This window comes from Kitasatospora sp. NPDC101801 (genome assembly GCF_044766665.1).
Lineage (GTDB): Bacteria > Actinomycetota > Actinomycetes > Streptomycetales > Streptomycetaceae > Kitasatospora.
In genome coordinates this window covers 150,313-166,574 of record NZ_JBIWML010000008.1, presented here as the reverse complement: position 1 = coordinate 166,574, position 16,262 = coordinate 150,313, and the positions used below count along the sequence as shown (strand labels likewise).

Below are 16,262 nucleotides of genomic sequence, written 5' to 3'. Positions count from 1 at the left end.
GGCTACGCGGAGCGGCCGGTGGAGCTCCGGAGCACCAGCGCGGTGGCCAACGGGGCGACCGGCGGGGCCGGTTCGCCGCGCAGCAGGGCCGCCAGGGCGGCGACCCCGGCCCGGCCGAGCTGCTCCCCCGGCAGGTCGACGGTGGTCAGCGGCGGCGCCAGCAGATCGGCCACCGGGATGTTGTCGATGCCGACCACCGAGACGTCGGCCGGAATCCGCAGCCCGAGTTCGGCGGCGGCCTGGTACAGCCCCGAGGCGACCACGTCGTCGTCGCAGACCACCGCGTGCGGGCGGTCCGGCCGGCTGAGCAGCCGGTGCGCGGCGGACCTGGCGGCGCGCTGACCCTCGTTCAGGGTGACGCCCAGCTCCAGCACTTCGAGCCCCTCGGTGGCCGCCTCGAAGGCGGCCTGCCGGACCCGGAAGGTGTACGCGGAGTGGGTGGACCGCAGGTGCCCGATCCGCCGGTGGCCGAGCCCGGTCAGGTGCTCGACGGCGGCCCGCATGCCACCCGCGACGTCCAGCTCGACGGTCGGCCGGGGCCGGCCGGTGCCCGGGTCGGCGAGCGCGGGGTCGGCGTCCAGGAACACCGCCGGGGTGTCGGCGGGCAGTGCGCCGAGCTGACTGTCGTCCGGCGAGCAGACCAGCAGTCCGTCGAACCGGCTGGTGGTGGCCGCCTCGGCCAGCGTCGCGCTGCCCCAGCCCGAGCTCACCACCACGGCCAGGCCGTGCCGGCCGGCCTCCTCGTGCACCCCCACCAGCACCCGGCCGAAGAACGGCCCGAGGATGTTCGGCACCGCGAGCAGGATCATCCCGCTCCGGCCCAGCCGCAGTTGGCGGCCCGCCGCCTGCGGGCGGTAGCCGAGCGTCCTGGCCACCTCCCTGACCCGCTCCCGGGTCGCCTCGGAGACCCGCTGCCCGGCCTCCGCCCCGGAGAACACCAACGAGACCGTCGCCTGCGAGACCCCGGCCAACCGGGCCACGTCGCGGCCGGTCGGGCGCCGGGACGCCGGGTTCGGTGCGGAGGGCTCGGTCATCGCGCGGGGACGGCTCAGCCCTGCGCCTGGGCGGCCGCCGCACGGGCGGCGTCGTCGGCGGCGTCCTCCTCGGCGGCGACCTCGGCCGAACGGGACCTGCGGTTGGCGACCTTCTCGGCCAGCTGCGCGGACATCTCGTCGCGCTGCCTGCTCAGCAGGACGTAGCTGAGCGGGGCGGAGACCAGGCCGGCGATCAGCACCAGGAAGACCACCCCGGTGCTGCCGGTCACCGGGATGACCCCGAAATGGCCGAGCAGCACGGCGAGGAGCAGGCACGACAGGAAGATGCTCAGGCGCATCGAGGTGTAGCGGAGCGTGGCGTGCTTCTTGCTGCTCACGGGGACGTCCTTCACTGCGGGGGTACGGCTGACGCGGCTATCCAGTGAAGCACGACCGCCCGACCGGCCCTTGGCAGGGGCTCGGGACTGCACCTTTTTGCAGGCGCTCAACTTTTTGCAGGTGCTCCGGTGCTACTGCCCAGGGGCTCGGGGAACTGCGAGGAGATCTGGCGTGCGGGTCACTGCGAAAGTGCCTGACCACCCACGCAACGGTCACCTTGTACGAGGCCGGCGTCGCAGTTCCCCGAGCCCCTGGGCCGTAGGCGGCTGAGCAGTTCCCCGAGCCCCCGACCGTAGATGCCGGGCCGCTTGCAACAGGCCGGCGGAGTCGCACCTCAGCGGAGGTCGAGCCACATGGTGACGTCGTCGCGGTCGTCGCCCGGGGCCACCCGGATGGCCCCGGGGACGCGACCGACCTCGGTGTAGCCGCAGCGGGTGTAGAAGTGCTCCAGGCCGAGCCCGCCGCGGAGGGTGAGCCGGAGGCCGGCCCAGCCGGCGTCGCGGGCGACCCGGGCTGCCTCGGCCATCAGCTCGACGCCGTAGCCGCTGCCCTGGAAGTCGGGGTGCACCATGACCCGCTTGAGCAGCCGCCAGTGGTCCATCAGGTCGAACCGCATGTCCTCGAAGAACAGCGCCGCCACCAGCCGGCCGCCCGGCTCGTGGCCGACCAGCAGCATGTCAGGCTGCCCCGGGCCGAGGCCCGCGAACTGCTTCTCGGCCGCCACCCAGACCTGATCCTCCGTCACCGGCGGGACGAACCCGACGGCGCCGCCCGCGTTGGTCGCGTCCGTCCAGAGGGTGATGATCGAGGCCCGCAGCTCCGGGGTCGGCTCGGGGGCCAGGGTGAAGGTGAGCGTCATGGGCACCAAGCCTAGGCGGCGGCCGTGACAGGCCGGGCGGGGGTGCTGCGGCCGAGGCCGAGGCAGAGCAGCACGGCCACCGCGCAGAGCGCGCCGGCGCCGTACCAGGCCAGGTCGTAGTCGCCGAACCGGTCCCGGCTCAGGCCGGCCAGCCCTGCCACCAGGGCGGCGCCGAGCTGGTGGCAGGCCAGCACCCAGCCGAACACCACCGGGGCGTCGGCGCCGAAGTGGCGGCGGCAGAGGGCGATGGTCGGCGGCACGGTGGCCACCCAGTCCAGGCCGTAGAAGATCACGAAGGCCAGGATGGGCGGCTCCGGCGAACCGGCGAACAGCTGCGGCAGGAAGAGCAGCGAGAGCCCGCGCAGCGCGTAGTAGGTGATCAGCAGCGAGCGGGAGTCGAACCGGTCGGTGAACCAGCCGCTGGCGATGGTGCCGACCACGTCGAAGACGCCGACCAGGGCGAGCAGGCCCGCGGCCGTGGTGACCGCCATGCCGTGGTCGTGCGCGGCCGGGATGAAGTGGGTGCCGACCAGACCCGCCGTGGTGGCACCGCAGATCGCGAACGAGCCGGCCAGCAGCCAGAAGGCGCGGCTGCGGCTCACCCCGCGGAGGATCCGCAGACTGCGCAGGATCGCACTGCCGTCGGTGCTCGGCGCGGGCGGCTGCTCGGTCGCCCCGTACGGGAGCAGGCCGAGGTCGGCCGGGCGTTCGCGCATCAGCAGCAGCACCGGGAGGGCGACCACGGTGGCGGAGACCGAGACCACCACCACGGCGGTGCGCCAGCCGTGTTCCTCGACCAGCCAGGCGAGCAGCGGCATGAAGACCAGGTTGCCCGCCGCGCCGGCGGCGGTGAGCACGCCGGTGACCAGGCCCTGGCGGGCGGCGAACCAACGGCCGGAGACGGTGGTGGCGAACGCCCCCGCCATCGAGCCCGAACCGAGGCCGACCAGGACGCCCCAGCAGAGCACCAGTTGCCAGCTCTGCGTCATCAGCATGGTGAGCCCGGCGCCGGTGGATATCGTCAGCAGGGCGCTGACCACGATCAGCCGGACGCCGAAGCGGTCCATCAGGGCGGCGGCGAACGGCGCGGTCAGGCCGTAGAGGGTGAGGTTGACCGAGACGGCGGCGGAGATGGTGGCGTGCGACCAGCCGAACTCGGTGTGCAGCGCGTCCATCATCAGCCCGGGCGTGGACCGGAAGCCGGCCGACCCGAGCAGCACCAGCACGGCCACCCCGGCCACCACCCAGGCGTATTGCGGGCGGCGGGACTTCACGGTGCTGAGGGTTTCGTTCACGCGCTGATCCTCTTGTACGACACCCGAGCACTCTCCGGCAGGGCACCTGGTGGGGCTGCGCCGTCAGTTGCACTGCCCCGGAGCTCGGAGCTCTGCTTTTGGCAGGGCGCTCAGTTGCACTATCCAGGGGCTCGGGGAACTGCGAGGAGATCTGGCGTTCGGGTCACTGCGAAATTGCCTGACCACCCCTGAACGGATCACCTTGCACAGGTCGGCGTCGCAGTTCCCCGAGCCCCTGACTCTTCCGAAGCACCTGCCAAAAGCTGAGCACCTGCCGAAAGCGCCTCAGGGGCGGTCCGGGACGCGGCGGAGGGTGCGGATGGGGCGGGTGAGGAGGAGCGCGGCGACCACCAGGAAGGAGACCACGATGCCTACTTGGAGGACCCGGGTGGCGCCGAAGGCTTCCACTGCGGGGCCGGCCAGGGCGCTGCCGATGGGGAACATGCAGACCGAGCCGGCCACCTCGTAGGCGTGGATGCGGTTGAGGACCTCGCCGGGGACCTGGGTCTGCACGTTGGTGGCCCACATGACGCCCCAGAAGGTGAGGCCGACGCCGACCACGAGCTGGGCTGCGGCGAGCAGCCAGACCGGCCAGCCGGCCACGATGCCGATGGGGTAGAGCGGGAAGACCAGCATCGCCACCGCACCGGCGGCGAGCGGACGTTCGGGCTTGTAGCGGATCGCCAGCAGGCCACCGAGCACGGTGCCCGCGCCGAACGCGCAGTTGAGCAGGCCGTACACGGTGGGACCGTACTCGGGCACGATCAGGCCGGCCGCGATCGGCATCTGCGGGCCCCAGCTGAGCACGGTGAAGAACAGCCAGATCACGATCACGCCCCAGAGCCAGCTGCGGGCGCGGAACTCGTGCCAGCCGACCACCAGGTTGCGCCAGAGGCTGTCGCCCGGCGGCGGGGCGGGCACGGTGCCGAGCCGGAGGGCGAGCAGGCAGGCGGCGCTGATGCCGAAGGTGACGGCGGCGATCAGCATCACCCAGCCGGTGGCGGCCGAACCGACCAGCAGGCCGGCCAGGGCCGGTCCGAGCAGGCCGGTGAACGCCTCGGCGGTGCGCAGCACGCCGTTGGCGCCCTGGACGTCGCGGGCCACCAGCGGGACGGTGGAGGCGGCGCCGGGCTGGAACATCGCGGCGGCGGTGCCGGCCACCGCCAGCAGGGCGTAGAGCTGCCAGAGTTGGTCGATGCCGCGGAAGAAGAGGACCGCCAGCAGGATCCGGGTGGTCAGGTTGGCCAGGTCCGCGCCGATCATCATCCGGCGGGCGGTGAACCGGTCGGCGAGCACGCCACCGAACAGCACCAGGCCGGCGAACGGGCCCATCAGGAAGGCGAGCGCGAAGCCGACGGTGCCCAGTCCGTGGCCGGCACCGATCAGGCCGGCCGAGACCGCGACCGGAAGCATCGCGTCACCCAGCAGACCCGCGCTGCGGGCGGTGAAGTAGTACCGGAAGTTGCGGGACCAGATCGCCGGTGCCTCGGCCGATCGGTCCACGACCGATCGGACCTCGACGGACTGGTCCTGGAGTTCGGGGAGCGTCACCCCAGCAGTTTTGGTGTAGACCACTCGGAATTCCAGTGGTTTATGGTCACGATCGGACGGCGGCGCGGCATGCGCGCCCCGAGCACGGCACGACGGCCACCGTCCGATCCGGGTACCCGGGGCCCCTGACCCGCGCACCGAGCGCTCCGTACTCGTCAAGGAAGGCTCCACCGACGCGCCCGGCGGCATACGACCCCCATGCTGACCGCACCGGCACTCCCTCGACGTCCCCTCACAACGGAGAACTGCACCCAAGAGTGATCAGTTGGATACGTCACGTCAATGGGTTGTCGGAAATTCGGAATGGTTGCGGCGCATTTGGCACTCACGGGAGCACGCGGCGGAGACCTAGGCGATCAGTGCGCCCCCTGCGCCGCTGGTCCGCTCCATGGCCGGAGCCACCATCGCACCGTCGCCGATCTCGCACCAGACCCGCTTGCCGGAGCCGTCCGGGTACCAGCCCCAGCGCTCGCACAGCAGTTCCACCAGCTCCAGACCCCGCCCGTTGGTCGCGTCACCCGCCGCGCACCGGGGGGCGGGGGCGATACAGCTGCCGTCCGACACCTCGACCCGGACCAGGGTCGGGGCCGACCGGCCGCCGCCCTCCGGCAGCGGGACCGAGAGCCGGAGCACGGCCGGCGATCCGGTGTGCACCACGGCGTTGGTGACCAGCTCGGAGACCACCAGCACCAGGGTCTCGGCGATCGCCGCGTCCGGGTCGAAGCCGTGGCCCTGGAGCCGCGAGCGAACCCAGCGACGCGCCCGACCGACCTCGGCCGGGTCCGCCTGGACCGCCAACTGGACCTGAAGTACCTGCACCGCTCCACCACCCGCACTCGCAGTTCGAGGCCCGGTCGGACCGGCCATGGCTCCGTCACGAATACGCCTCAGAATGATCCGGCAGGACGGTCGCAGCAAGCGCTTCGGGCATATTCCAGCGATCGGGGGACAGCGCAGTGCATACTGTCCCGCTCACTCTGGCGAGCGTCGCACCGGCGATCGTCCGGCCACCCGCTCCGACCTGGCCTTGGGAGGGGACGGCGCGAGCGTAACGAAACGTACCGCGCGACGACGCCGATCCGACCGCCGCCACGAGCGAACCACCCTTGCTACATCTGTCCACCACGGATCGAACGACGAAAGTCCGTACCGTCACCACCAGCTGACGATTCGAAACTTCTTCATACGATTCCCTTCGCCGACGATTCCCGGCCGGTTACCGTGGAGCCGAGCAGGGGGAGGGGCGATGGAGACCGCCGGACCGGTCCCGAGCTGGGACGAGCAGATCCACTGGCGGCTGGCCCGGGGCGAGGAGACCGCGCTCGCCGAGCTCTACGACCGGTTGGCGCCCCTGGTGCACGGCCTGGCCGGCCGGATCCTGACCGATCAGGCCGCCGCCGAACAGCTCACCCGGGAGGTTTTCGGCCAACTCTGGGAGCACCCCGAGTCCTTCGACCCCCGGCAGGGTTCGCTGCGGGCCTGGCTCGGCTCGCTGACCCGGCGGCGCGCCCTGGACCGGCTCCGGCTGGACCACGCCGATGACCGGCAGCTGCGCGAGCGCGCCGGTGCCGCCCGGGCCCAGTACGTGGTCGACTCGCTGCCCGACCCGTTGCGCGAGACGATCGCGCTGGCCTGGTTCGACGGCCGCAGTTACCAGGAGACCGCCCGCCAGTTGGGGATCACCGAGCAGGCCGCCAAGCAGCGGCTCCGGCTCGCCCTCCAGCTGCTCGCCACCGAACTGGCCGACGAGGAGGGCGAGTCGTGACGCTTCAGGAGGACCACGCGGCCGAGCTGCGGCACGAGGCGTACCGTTCGCTGCTCGGCGCCTGGGCGCTGGACGCCTGCCCGCGCCGCGAGGCGGCCGAGCTGAACCAGCACCTGGCGGTCTGCCCGGACTGCGCCGAGGAGGCCACCCGGCTGCGGAACGCGGCCGGCCGGCTCTCCCCCGACGAGCCGCTCGACCCGTCGGGCTCGCTCCGCCAGCAGGTGCTGGACTGGTGCCTGGCCCGCCGCCCGGCTCAGCTGCCCGTCCCGGACTGGGCCGCCCCGTACGCGACCGAGACCGCCAAGCTGGACGCGCTGCTCCGTGACCTCGGCCCCGAGGAGTGGCAGGAGGTGGCCGAACTCCCCTGGTACGGCGGGGTGCAGCGGTGGCGTCCGGCCGAGGTGCTGGGTCATCTGACCGCCGTGGACGGCTACCTGGCCCCCGGCCTCGGCCTGCCCGACCCGGTCCCCGGCGCCGCCACCACCGCACCGGTCCGGGTCCCCGCCCAGCACGGCCCGGCCACCCGGGTCCCGGCCCAGGGCAGCCCCGCCGCCGGGGTGCTGGACCGCACGGCCCGGCTGCTCGCCGTCCAGACCGACCTGGCCCCGGGCACCGTCCGGGCGCAGTGGCGACGGCAGGGCCACGCGCTGGTGCGCAGCGCCGCGCTCCGGCCGCAGGGCGGCGCCACGGTGGACTTCGGTTTCGCCCGGCTCCCGCTCCGGGACGCCTTCGTGGACCGCGCCTTCGAGTGCTGGGTGCACGGCGACGACATCGCCCGTGCGGTCGACTACCCCTACCCGCCGCCGCTGCCCCGGCACCTGCGGCTGATGGTCGACCTGGCGGTCCGGATGCTCCCGATCGCGCTGGCCGCCACCCGGCCGCCGACGCCCGGGCCCGGGCGGGCGCTCCGGCTGGTCATCGAGGGCCCGGCAGCCGGTGAGTGGCTGATCCCGCTGGACGGCTTCGCCGCCGAGGGGCCGCCGGTGGCGGAACTCGTGCTGGACGGGCTGGAGTTCTGCAACCTGGTGGCCGCCCACCGCGACCCCGACCGGATCCCGGCGGGCGAGTACGGCGACCGCGCCGCCATCCGCGAACTCCTCCGGGCGGCCCCGCTGCTCTCCCGGCCCTAGAGGCAGGCGCTCCGGGACTACGGTCCAGAGGCTCGGGGGCTGCGCTCTGGCCAGGTCCTCAGCCGTCAACTACCCAGGACTTCAGGGCTGCGCTCTAGGCAGGCGCTCGACCATCTACCACCCAGGGGCTCGGGGAACTGCGAGGAGATCTGGCGATCGGGTCACTGCGAAGGTTCCTGACCACCCCTGAACGGATCACCTTGCAAGGGCCGGCGTCGCAGTTCCCCGAGCCCCTGTCTACCGAACCGGGTGCCCAAGCCCCTGGCGCCGTAGCGGGCTGAGCACCTGTGGAGGGGCTAGGCGAAGACGACCGTGCGGGTGCCGTTGAGGAGGACGCGGTGTTCGCTGTGCCACTTGACCGCGCGGGCCAGCGCCTGGCACTCGACGTCGCGGCCGACCGCGACCAGCTGGTCGGGCGTCACGTCGTGGGTGACGCGGGCGACTTCCTGCTCGATGATCGGACCCTCGTCGAGGTCCGCGGTGACGTAGTGGGCGGTGGCGCCGATCAGCTTCACGCCCCGGGTGTGCGCCTGGTGGTAGGGCTTGGCGCCCTTGAAGCTCGGCAGGAAGGAGTGGTGGATGTTGATGATGCGTCCGGTCAGGGCCTTGCACAGGTCGTCGGAGAGCACCTGCATGTAGCGGGCCAGCACCACCAGGTCGACCTGCTCGGCCGCCACCAGGTCGAGCAGCTGCTGCTCGGCCTCGGCCTTGTTGTCGCGGGTCACCGGCAGGTGGTGGAACGGGATGCCGTAGGACTCGGTCAGCTCGCGGAAGTCGGTGTGGTTGGAGACCACCGCCGCGATCTCCACCGGCAGGGCGCCGATCCGGGTCCGGAACAGCAGGTCGTTCAGGCAGTGCCCGAACTTGCTGACCATCAGGACCACCCGCATCCGCTCCGCGCTCGGGGTGATCCGCCAGTCCATCCGGAACGAGGCGCCGATCGCGGCGAAGCTGGCCCGGAGCTTCTCGGTGCTGACGGGTTGTTCGGCCGAGAAGTGCACCCGCATGAAGAACAGTCCGCTGTCACCGTCGCCGAACTGCTGACTGTCGATGATGTTGCAGCCGGTCATGAAGAGGTAGCTGGAGACCGCGTGCACGATCCCCTGCTTGTCCGGGCAGGACAGCGTGAGGACGTACTGGGCGCTGGCCGTCGGCTGGTCCACGGGTGTCGTTCCGTTCTGCGGGCGCTGGTGGCGGACCGCCCAGGGTGTCACATACCGGACGGGCGCCGCCGGACCGACCGCAGTGCGGACGCGCTCAGCCGACCCGGGTCAGCGACCGCAGCGTCTCCAGCGAGTGCGGCGGCCCCGCCGGGTCCTCGCCGTCGGCCAGCGAGAGCCGGGTGTGGGCGGCCAGCGCCGCGTCGACCGCCTCGGGCCAGCCGGGGTGGCCCAGGTAGGCGGCGGCCGGGGCGTCCGCACCGATCTCGTGCAGCACCCGGAGCACCCGGAGCACGGCGGCGTCCACCAGGGCCGCCTCCTCGGCGTCCCGGAGGATGGTGCCGACGTACTTCTCGGCGGGCCAGCGGTCCAGCCAGGTGTCCTCGACCAGCCGGTAGACGGCGTCGGTGACGTCGCCGAAGCCGCCCTGGCCGGTCAGCCAGGTCCGCTGCTGGAACGCGGGGTCGGACAGCATGTGCAGCGCCGAGCGGAGTCGGGCTCGCCAGCGCCACCAGGGCAGGTCGTTGAGCGGCATGCCGCCCATCGTGCTTGAGCGGTGCCCGCTACGAGAAGGGTTTCGGGCAGACCGATACGAAGAATCTGTACTCGCGGACATGGAGAGCGATGCTACGTGCCCGGACTTCACACGTTCTACTCGCGTCATCCGGTCATCCCACCCGGAGTTCCGCCCCCGTTGGCCCGTCGTTCGCTTTTCGTCCCTCTCGGCGCACTCCGCCAGGTCAAGGCTGACCCTGGCCGACCAGGCCGGAGCAGTTCGATCCCAGGAGGAGCACCCCATCATGAGGCGGAGCGGATCGCCCGAGCACGCAGAGCCGACCGGCACTCCGGGCCGGACCGGCCGATGCCGCCGCACCGCCGGAGCGGTGGCCGCCGCGCTGCTGCTCCCCGCCCTGCTGTCCGCCTGCGGGGGGCCCGCCGACGCCGCCCCGCCGGACGAGATCACCGTGATGACCTGGGCGCCGTCCGGCACCGGCTCCGCCGACCGGCCCGGGATGACCGCGCTGGCCGGGGCGGTCGGCCACGAGCTGAACGCCGGGGGCGGGCTGGCCGGCCACCGGGTCAAGGTGCTCACCTGCAACGAGCACAACACCGCCGAGGGGGCCACCGAGTGCGCCCGGCAGGCGGTGGCCGCGCACGCGCTCGCCGTGGTCGGCTCGTACAGCCAGTACGGCGATGCGTTCATGCCCACCCTGGAGGCGGCCGGCATCCCCTACGTCGGCGGCTACGGCCTCTCCACGCCCGAGTTCAGCAGCCCGTTCTCCTACCCGGTCTCCGGCGGCACCCCCGCGCTGATCGCGGGCAGCGGGCAGCAGCTGGTCGAGGCCGGCTGCAGGAGCGTCGCGGTGGTCCGGCCGGACACCAGGGCCGGCGACACCCTGCTCGGCTTCCTGGCCGGGGCGCTGAAGCCCGCCGGGATCACGCTCAAGGACGTCAAGGCCCCCGAGCGCTCGAACGACTACACCGAGATCGCCAAGAAGGCGATCGGCGACGACCGGGTCGGCAGCTGCGTGATCGTGGCGCTCGGCTTCGAGCCGACCGCCAACCTGCTGGACCCGTACCGGCGGCTGCAGCCGCGGCGGACCCAGCTCGCCTCGGTGATCGGCAGCTTCCAGCAGTCGGTGGTCGACGCCACCGGCGGCGACGCGGGCCCGCTCAGCGGCGCGCTCGCCACCGGCTGGTACCCGCCGGAGAGTTCCCAGGTCTGGGACGTGCTGCGGTCCACCGTGCGCCTGCACGGCGGCGGGGTGCCGATCGACGTCTCGGACCCCGGGGTGCAGACCACCTGGGTCGCGTACGAGGTGTTCCGGCAGGCGGTGGAGCGGACCGGGAACGGCAAGCAGATCACCACCAAGGCGCTCCGCGGCGTACTGGACGGCGGCGAGCCGATCGAGACCGCCGGCGCCACTCCCCCGCTGAGCTGGGGCCTCACCAACATGCTGCCCAGCGCGGACTCGCCCCGGTTGGTGAACACCGCGGTGACCTTCCAGCGGGTGCAGGGCGGCCGGCTGGTCGAGCAGCGGGCGGGTTTCGTGGACGTCCGGAAGGTCCTGGCGGGCTGAGCCCGTGGACGGCGCAGGCCCGGCTCCCCCGTGGGGGCCGGGCCTGACGGCTGTTCAGGGGATCGGCCGGACTCAGAGGTCGGTGTCGGCCTTGGTCGGCAGGCCGGCCAGGGCGGCGATCGCGTTCCACAGGGTGCTGGCCTGCTTCTTGGCCACGGTGGCATCGCCGCTGGCGGTGTTGCCGAGCTTGTAGTGCGGGTTGTCCTTCTTCGCCGGGTCGCAGGCCGCGACCGAGTCGGCCGCCCAGAGCGCGTACTCGCGGTCGGCCTTGGCCGAGGCCTCCCACGCCTTCTTGAGCTGCTCGGCCAGCTGGGGGCCACCGGTCAGCTGGTCGGTCTTCAGCGCCGCCAGACTGCCGAGCAGCTGGTCGCGCTGGGCCGCCGCGTCGGTGAGGGCCTGCTGGGACTCGGGCAGCTTCTCGCACCTGCCCACCGCCTGGACCGCGTTCACCACGCTCGTCCGGCTGGCGTTCGCGGTGCCGAGCACGGTGGCGAGCGCCTGGGCCTGGGCCTTGGCCTCCGGGCTGATCGTGCCCGCCGTACCGGCACCGGCGGCGGCCGACCCGGCCGAGGGGGACTTGGCCACCGGGGCGGCGCCCTGGTCGGGCGTCTCCCCGCCGCCGCTGAGCAGCACCGCGACCAGGATGCCCGCTGCCGCGCACCCCGCCACCACACCGCCGATGATCAGCCGGTTGTTGGCCCGCCGGGGCTCCGGGGCGGAGGACATCGGGGCGGGGTACGCCGGGGGCGCGGGCGGGAACTGCTGCCCCCCGTACGAGGGCTGCTGACCGCCGAAGCCCTGGCCGCCGTACGACTGCTGCTGGTCCCCGAACGACTGGCCACCGAAGGACTGCTGACCACCCATGGGCTGCGGCGGCTGCCCGTAGCCGGGCTGCTGACCACCCGTCGGATCGCTGGTCGGGTACGGCGGCAGGAACTGGGTGGCCGGCGCGGCCTCGGGGGCCGCCTGCTGCTGCGGCACGCCGGGGCCCCCGGGGTACGCCTGACCGCCCAGGTACTCCGGGCCGCCGCCCTGGAACTGCTCGGTCGGCACCCCCTGCTGGACCGGCGGCTGCGCGTTGGCGTCCGGCTCCGGTCTGAAGAGGTCGTCCAGGTTGAAGTCACCTGAGTTGGAGTGGGAGTACGAGCGGCGCTGGCTCAACGCGATTCCTCACCTGTGCACGGCCCACGACCGCACCGCGGGGGCCTTCCTCGGTTCTTCCGCGCGCTCGCTGCCTCTACCACGCAGGGGACGCCGACTATCACGCCCAACCTACCCCGTCGTTCCCGAAGGTGACTACGCGCCCTGGAAGTCCGTCACGCGGCCTCCAACTCCATCCGGGCCTGGAACTCCCGCACCGCCCGGTGACTGCGGTACGGCTCCAGCCGGCGGCGGAACTCGTCCAGGTACTCCACGCCCCGGTTGGACCGCAGCCCGCTCAGCAGCCGGACCGCCTGGGTGCCGGTCTCGCAGGCCCGCTCCAGGTCGCGCAGCTGGAGCTGGGCGGTGGCCAGCAGCACCAAGTCCACCGCGCGGCGGCGGACCCTGGTCGGCGGGTGCAGTTCGAGCGCGGTGCGGGCGTACTTCTCGGCCTGCACGGCCTGCTCCAGATCCCGGTGGCAGTGTGCCAACTCGTCGGCCAGGTAAGCCTCGTCGAAGTGCACGATCCAGTCCGGGTCGTCCTCCGGGTTGCGCTGCTCCATCGCGGCCAGCGCCTTGGCGGCCACCGCCTCGCAGGACCGGACGTCGCCGAGCAGGGCGTGGCCCCGGGCCTCGGCGGCGTAGAACATCGCCATCGCCGTGGGGGTGGCCACCGAGCGGGCGCCCTCCTGGGCGGCGCGGGCGAGTTGGGCGATCTCGCGCGGATTGCCCAGCGCGGCCGCCAGGTGGCTCATCGAGGCGGCCAGCACGTAGCCGCCGTAGCCCCGGTCGTCGGCGGCCTGGGCCAGCCGGAGCGCCTGGATGTAGTAGCGCTGGGCCAGGCCGGGCTGCCCGGTGTCCACCGCCATGTAGCCGGCCAGCTCGGTCAGCCGGGCCACCGCGCCGAAGAGTTGACGGCCGGTCTCCTCCCGGTACGCACCACTGAGCAGGCCGGAGACCACGCTGTTCAGGTAGTGCACCACCACGGGGCGGACGTGCCCGCTGCCGAACCGGTGGTCCAGGTCGACCAGCATCTGGGTGGTGGCGCGGATCGCCGCAACGTCCGCCAGGCCGACCCGGGGGCCGCCGGTGCGGGCCACCACCGGATCCGGCGGGGTGATCAGCCAGTCCCGGCTGGGCTCGACCAGCGCGGAGGCCGCCACCGTGGCGCCGGACAGGAACTCCCGGCGGCCGACGTCGCTGCGCCACAGCTCGCAGACCTGGTCCAGTGCGCCGCTGAGGGTGGCGGCGAACTGCAGGCCGACCCCCGAGCTCAGGTTCTTGCCGTCCGCCATGCCGATCTCGTCGACCGTGACACCACGGCCGAGTTTGCGGCCGAGCGCCTCGGCGATCACCGCCGGGGCTTGGCCGCGCGGCTGTTGGCCGCGTAGCCAGCGGGCCACCGAGGTCTTGTCGTAGCGCAGGTCGAGGCCGTGCTCGGCGCCACAGAGATTCACCCGGCGGGCGAGGCCCGCGTTGGAGCAGCTCGCTTCCTGGATCAGCTGCTGCAGACGCTCGTTGGGCTGCCGTGCGACGAGTGCTCTTGCGGCCATGGGCTTCGCCTCCCCACGCCCCCGGCCCTGACCGGCGGGCGACGATTTGCTGCTCGAACTGCCGACGTGCCGACCGGTTGGGACATCTGACTTCAGGTTAGCGATCAGCAACACCAGCGGGATACCCACGGTGACGGGCCCACCCCCCACGCGCCCTGCCAAATGCCCCTGTGCGCCCCCTGTTACGCCGTCTGGGCCCCTTCGTCTTCTACCCGCCGCCGATGCTCCGGAACCCGTCCGGCAGTTGCCCTCCGCGGCCGGCCGCCGTCACCGGTACGGGTGACAGAGCCCGTCGGCCGGAACCCGCCGGGCCACGGACCGTAACCCCACTCACGGATGGTAGTTGAGCAGCACGTGGAAGACACCCCGGAAGCCCCCGAGTCGGGCCTGCCCAAGCCGCTCAGCGCGGCCCTCAGCTACGTCGAGGACCGCCACTGGGAGGTCGCTCCCGGGACTTGGCTGCTCGACGACGACGGCCCGGCCCGCTGCTCCTGCGGCGAGCCGCGCTGCCCGCTGCCCGGCGCGCACCCGACCCACCCGGAGTGGCGCGGCAAGGCCAGCGCCGGTCCCGGCGTGGTCCGCCGCTGGTGGTCGGAGCACCCGGCGGCGTCGATCCTGCTGCCCACCGGTCGGTTCTTCGACGTGCTGGACGTCCCGGAGGTGGCGGGCTGCCTGGCGCTGGCCCGGATGGAGCGGCTGAACCTCCAGCTGGGCCCGGTGGTGGCGGCCCCCGCCTCGGCCGGCCAGTCCGGGCGCCGGCTGCTCTTCCTGGTGCTGCCCGGGGTGGTGGCCAAGCTGCCGGAGATGCTCCGCCGGCTCGGCTGGGGCCCCGGCCGGCTGGACCTGGTGGCGCGCGGCGAGGGCGACTGGATCGTCGCACCGCCCTCCCGGGTCGGCCAGTTCGGCCCGACCCGGTGGGCCAGGCCGCCGTCCGAGCTGAACCGCTGGCTGCCGGACGCCGAGGACCTGATCAGCCCGCTGGCGTACGCCTGCGGCCGGGAGGCCCCGCCGCTGCGGCCGCCGGCGAACCAGCCGGCCGGCGTGCACTGAGCCAGGACCGGGGAGTCGACGGCGACTCAGCCGCCCCTTCGAACTGCCGTCCTACGCCTATCGGGTGAGGGCGCGCACCGCGCGGGACCACGCGCGCGACTGACGGGCCCTGGCTCCCACCGGAGTCGGGGCCCGTCACACGTTTGCCCGGATAAGACACCGACGTACCCGGTCGGCGGGGGTGGAAGCCGCTCGTACGAGTGACAGCGCTCAAGGATTGCCAAGATCTGCCGAGGGGAGGAATTGCTCCGAGAGGGACCGCAGGAGGGGCACTCGGACGGGGAAGCCGAGCGAGGCGGATCGGGGGGGCTCTCGGGGGAAGGCGGGGGACCGGAGGGGGATCGGTGGGGGACGGCGGAGCCCGGTGCCAGGGGAGGCACCGGGCTCCGCCGCACCACTGCCGGGGCTACTGGACCTCGGCCACGAACAGGTGCGCGGCGATGTCCTTCGGGAGCTCGGCCGCGCTCTCGCCGGAGCCGACCAGCACGCCGCCGTCCACCCCCGCGCCGACCCGGACGGTGTGGCCGGGGCGGATGCCGGCCCGGCGCAGCGTGAGCATCAGGCCCTCGTCGGTCTGGATCGGCTCGCCGATCCGGCGGACCACCACGTTGACCCCGTCCGTACCGACCCGCACCGAGTCCAGCGTGGTCAGCGCGGCGTCGAAGCCCTCGCCCTCGGCCCGGGTGTCGCCGAGCTCCTCCAGGCCGGGGATCGGGTTGCCGTAGGGGGACTGGGTCGGGTGGCCGAGCATGGCGAGCACCTTGCGCTCGACCGTCTCGCTCATCACGTGCTCCCAGCGACAGGCCTCCTCGTGCACCTGCTCCCACTCCAGGCCGATCACGTCGACCAGCAGGCACTCCGCGATCCGGTGCTTGCGCATCACCCGGACGGCGAGCCGCCGGCCCTCCTCGGTCAGCTCCAGGTGCCGGTCACCGGCCACCTGGAGCAGGCCGTCCCGCTCCATCCGGCCAACCGTCTGGCTGACCGTGGGGCCACTCTGTTCGAGCCGTTCCGCGATCCGGGCACGCATCGGGACGATGCCCTCCTCCTCCAGCTCCAGAATGGTGCGGAGGTACATCTCTGTGGTGTCGATCAGCCCAGACATCGCCGCTGGCTCCGTTCCTCGGTATCCTCACCGCCAATTCTGACGTACGGGGGAAGCAACCGGTGGCCCCCGACCCCTTCTTCCCCGGCCTTTCCGTCAGCTCGGGAGCTTTTTCGTCACTGTTGACAGCGGTGCCCCCGAGGCCGCACGGTGCTGGCCGTAGCTTTCTCCCACAGCTGCGGTCTGGACCACCGGACCGC

General features: G+C 72.9%; 15 protein-coding genes. 4 read left to right on the top strand and 11 right to left on the bottom strand.

Going from position 1 to position 16,262, the window contains the following annotated elements:
* Positions 1 to 2: 2 nt before the first annotated feature.
* The 6 genes from ACIRPK_RS13435 to ACIRPK_RS13410 all read right to left on the bottom strand — a co-directional run bounded on the left by ACIRPK_RS13435 (position 3) and on the right by ACIRPK_RS13410 (position 5,897).
* Entirely contained in the window at positions 3 to 1,034 is a 1,032-nt protein-coding gene (locus ACIRPK_RS13435) for a LacI family DNA-binding transcriptional regulator (protein ID WP_403037276.1), read from the bottom strand.
* A 14-nt stretch (positions 1,035 to 1,048) separates the two neighbouring features.
* A complete protein-coding gene (locus ACIRPK_RS13430; RefSeq protein WP_403037273.1) occupies positions 1,049 to 1,372 on the bottom strand; it encodes a DUF4229 domain-containing protein in 324 nt (107 codons plus the stop codon).
* A gap of 335 nt (positions 1,373 to 1,707) precedes the next feature.
* The gene (locus ACIRPK_RS13425) at positions 1,708 to 2,232 is read right to left on the bottom strand and encodes a GNAT family N-acetyltransferase (RefSeq protein ID WP_403037270.1); all 525 of its coding nucleotides are present in this window, start codon (positions 2,230 to 2,232) and stop codon (positions 1,708 to 1,710) included.
* A gap of 11 nt (positions 2,233 to 2,243) precedes the next feature.
* Positions 2,244 to 3,527 carry an MFS transporter gene (locus ACIRPK_RS13420; RefSeq protein ID WP_403037267.1) on the bottom strand — a complete coding sequence of 428 codons (1,284 nt, stop codon included), beginning with the start codon at positions 3,525 to 3,527 and terminating at the stop codon, positions 2,244 to 2,246.
* 285 nt (positions 3,528 to 3,812) lie between these two features.
* On the bottom strand, positions 3,813 to 5,078 hold the full coding sequence (locus ACIRPK_RS13415) for an MFS transporter (RefSeq protein WP_403037264.1): 1,266 nt from the start codon (positions 5,076 to 5,078) through the stop codon (positions 3,813 to 3,815).
* A 348-nt stretch (positions 5,079 to 5,426) separates the two neighbouring features.
* Positions 5,427 to 5,897, bottom strand: coding sequence for an ATP-binding protein (locus ACIRPK_RS13410; RefSeq protein ID WP_403037261.1), 471 nt, complete (start codon positions 5,895 to 5,897; stop codon positions 5,427 to 5,429).
* A 427-nt stretch (positions 5,898 to 6,324) separates the two neighbouring features.
* On the opposite strand from ACIRPK_RS13410, the gene ACIRPK_RS13405 reads away from it, so the two are divergent.
* The gene (locus ACIRPK_RS13405; protein WP_403037258.1) at positions 6,325 to 6,843 is read left to right on the top strand and encodes an RNA polymerase sigma factor; all 519 of its coding nucleotides are present in this window, start codon (positions 6,325 to 6,327) and stop codon (positions 6,841 to 6,843) included.
* The gene (locus ACIRPK_RS13400; RefSeq protein ID WP_403037255.1) at positions 6,840 to 7,973 is read left to right on the top strand and encodes a zf-HC2 domain-containing protein; all 1,134 of its coding nucleotides are present in this window, start codon (positions 6,840 to 6,842) and stop codon (positions 7,971 to 7,973) included. The genes ACIRPK_RS13405 and ACIRPK_RS13400 overlap by 4 nt, the downstream gene beginning before the upstream one ends.
* A gap of 296 nt (positions 7,974 to 8,269) precedes the next feature.
* Here the strand turns inward: ACIRPK_RS13400 and purU are convergent, their stop codons facing one another.
* Positions 8,270 to 9,136 carry a formyltetrahydrofolate deformylase gene (gene purU, locus ACIRPK_RS13395; RefSeq protein WP_403037252.1) on the bottom strand — a complete coding sequence of 289 codons (867 nt, stop codon included), beginning with the start codon at positions 9,134 to 9,136 and terminating at the stop codon, positions 8,270 to 8,272.
* A 94-nt stretch (positions 9,137 to 9,230) separates the two neighbouring features.
* Positions 9,231 to 9,668: a hypothetical protein gene (locus ACIRPK_RS13390; protein WP_403037250.1), complete on the bottom strand. Its 438-nt coding sequence runs from the start codon at positions 9,666 to 9,668 to the stop codon at positions 9,231 to 9,233.
* A gap of 265 nt (positions 9,669 to 9,933) precedes the next feature.
* Between ACIRPK_RS13390 and ACIRPK_RS13385 the strand changes: the two genes are divergently transcribed.
* On the top strand, positions 9,934 to 11,214 hold the full coding sequence (locus tag ACIRPK_RS13385) for an ABC transporter substrate-binding protein (protein ID WP_403037247.1): 1,281 nt from the start codon (positions 9,934 to 9,936) through the stop codon (positions 11,212 to 11,214).
* Between the two features lie 72 nt (positions 11,215 to 11,286).
* On the opposite strand, the gene ACIRPK_RS13380 is transcribed toward ACIRPK_RS13385, so the two are convergent.
* On the bottom strand, positions 11,287 to 12,375 hold the full coding sequence (locus tag ACIRPK_RS13380; protein ID WP_403037245.1) for a hypothetical protein: 1,089 nt from the start codon (positions 12,373 to 12,375) through the stop codon (positions 11,287 to 11,289).
* A gap of 155 nt (positions 12,376 to 12,530) precedes the next feature.
* The gene (locus ACIRPK_RS13375; RefSeq protein ID WP_403037243.1) at positions 12,531 to 13,907 is read right to left on the bottom strand and encodes a transcriptional regulator; all 1,377 of its coding nucleotides are present in this window, start codon (positions 13,905 to 13,907) and stop codon (positions 12,531 to 12,533) included.
* 354 nt (positions 13,908 to 14,261) lie between these two features.
* On the opposite strand from ACIRPK_RS13375, the gene ACIRPK_RS13370 reads away from it, so the two are divergent.
* Positions 14,262 to 14,957 carry a bifunctional DNA primase/polymerase gene (locus ACIRPK_RS13370; protein WP_403037241.1) on the top strand — a complete coding sequence of 232 codons (696 nt, stop codon included), beginning with the start codon at positions 14,262 to 14,264 and terminating at the stop codon, positions 14,955 to 14,957.
* A gap of 406 nt (positions 14,958 to 15,363) precedes the next feature.
* On the opposite strand, the gene ACIRPK_RS13365 is transcribed toward ACIRPK_RS13370, so the two are convergent.
* On the bottom strand, positions 15,364 to 16,062 hold the full coding sequence (locus tag ACIRPK_RS13365; protein ID WP_403037238.1) for a metal-dependent transcriptional regulator: 699 nt from the start codon (positions 16,060 to 16,062) through the stop codon (positions 15,364 to 15,366).
* Positions 16,063 to 16,262: the final 200 nt, after the last annotated feature.

Coding starts and splice junctions, on each gene's coding strand:
- ACIRPK_RS13375 (WP_403037243.1), bottom strand. CDS start 13,907: ATGGCCGCAAGAGCACTCGTCGCACGGCAGCCCAACGAGCGTCTGCAG.
- ACIRPK_RS13405 (WP_403037258.1), top strand. CDS start 6,325: ATGGAGACCGCCGGACCGGTCCCGAGCTGGGACGAGCAGATCCACTGG.
- ACIRPK_RS13435 (WP_403037276.1), bottom strand. CDS start 1,034: ATGACCGAGCCCTCCGCACCGAACCCGGCGTCCCGGCGCCCGACCGGC.
- ACIRPK_RS13365 (WP_403037238.1), bottom strand. CDS start 16,062: ATGTCTGGGCTGATCGACACCACAGAGATGTACCTCCGCACCATTCTG.
- ACIRPK_RS13385 (WP_403037247.1), top strand. CDS start 9,934: ATGAGGCGGAGCGGATCGCCCGAGCACGCAGAGCCGACCGGCACTCCG.
- ACIRPK_RS13425 (WP_403037270.1), bottom strand. CDS start 2,232: ATGACGCTCACCTTCACCCTGGCCCCCGAGCCGACCCCGGAGCTGCGG.
- ACIRPK_RS13390 (WP_403037250.1), bottom strand. CDS start 9,668: ATGCCGCTCAACGACCTGCCCTGGTGGCGCTGGCGAGCCCGACTCCGC.